Source organism: Streptomyces beihaiensis, assembly GCF_026274175.1.
Classification (GTDB): Bacteria; Actinomycetota; Actinomycetes; order Streptomycetales; family Streptomycetaceae; genus Streptomyces; species Streptomyces beihaiensis.
Genome location: NZ_JAPHNL010000203.1, coordinates 1 through 1,214, shown reverse-complemented (window position 1 = coordinate 1,214; position 1,214 = coordinate 1). Strand labels below are relative to the sequence as shown.

The 1,214-nt window shown below is 73.6% G+C and carries 1 protein-coding gene; it reads left to right on the top strand.

Annotated elements, in window-relative coordinates; all coding sequences use genetic code 11:
- Window positions 1–1,214 (top strand): transglutaminase family protein (locus OFY01_RS17150; RefSeq protein ID WP_266600838.1); only part of this gene is annotated, 1,214 nt, incomplete at both ends.

The following is a 1,214-nucleotide window of genomic DNA, read 5'->3' as shown; positions in this document are numbered from 1 at the left end:
GCGGTGGGGCTCGACGGCGGGGACGGCGCGCTCGCGCCGGTGCGCACGGGCCGCCGGATCGGTGCCCTGGCGCTCGGTATCGCGCTGGTGGTGCCGCTGGTGCTGCCCAGCCTCGACGGCGGCATCCTGGGCCCGTCGGGCACCGGCGTCGGCAGCGGCACCGGGGGCGGCGGCACGATCTCCGCGGTCAACCCGCTGGTCTCGCTGCAGAACAGCCTGAACCAGCCGGAGGACCGCGAGGTCCTCACCTACCGGACGAACGCTCCGGACACGTCGGGCATGTATCTGCGGATCGTGTCGCTCGACGAGTTCGACGGCACGACCTGGCGCCCGTCGGTGCGCAGCATCACCGATGTGCCCTCCCGGCTGCCCGCCCCGCGCGGCCTGGCCGCGGACGTGCGCAGGACCGAGGTGACGACGCGCATCTCGGCGGCCGACTGGTATGCGCAGGACTGGCTGCCGATGCCGTATCCGGCGACGCGAGTGGCGATCGGCGGACACTGGCGGTTCGAGCACATCGGCCGCACGCTGGTGGGCGACCACGGCCAGACCACCCGCGGCCAGACGTACACGGTCAAGAGCCTGCAGGTACGGCCGACGCCCGAGCAGCTGGCCGACGCCCCGCCGCCCCCCGCCGACATCGTGCGCGACTTCACGAAGGTCCCCGGCTCGCTGCCGGCCGTGGTGGCGAGCACCGCCCGGAAGGTCACGGCCGGCGCGGTCAACGACTACGAGCGCGCGGTGAAGCTGCAGGACTACTTCGCGGTGAGCGGCGGCTTCACCTACAACACCCAGGTCAAGGCGGGCAGCGGTGTCGACGCCATAGCCCGGTTCCTGAAGCAGAAGGAGGGCTTCTGCGTCCATTTCGCCTTCTCGATGGCGGCCATGGCCAGGACACTGGGCATCCCGGCCCGCGTCGCGGTCGGCTTCACACCGGGTTCGCCGACGGCCGACGGCGCCATGTCGGTGGGTCTGCGCGACGCGCACGCCTGGCCGGAGCTGTACTTCGAGGGGGTGGGCTGGACCCGTTTCGAGCCGACGCCGACGCGTGGCTCGGTGCCCGAGTACACCCAGGACGACCCGTCCACGGGCAGCTCGTCCGCCCCGGCCGCACCCACCGAGTCCGCCTCCGACCTCCCGACGGCCGCCGCGCCGTCCGCATCGGCGAACTGCCCGGCGGCCGAGCGCCGGATGGGCGACTGCGGCGGCACGGC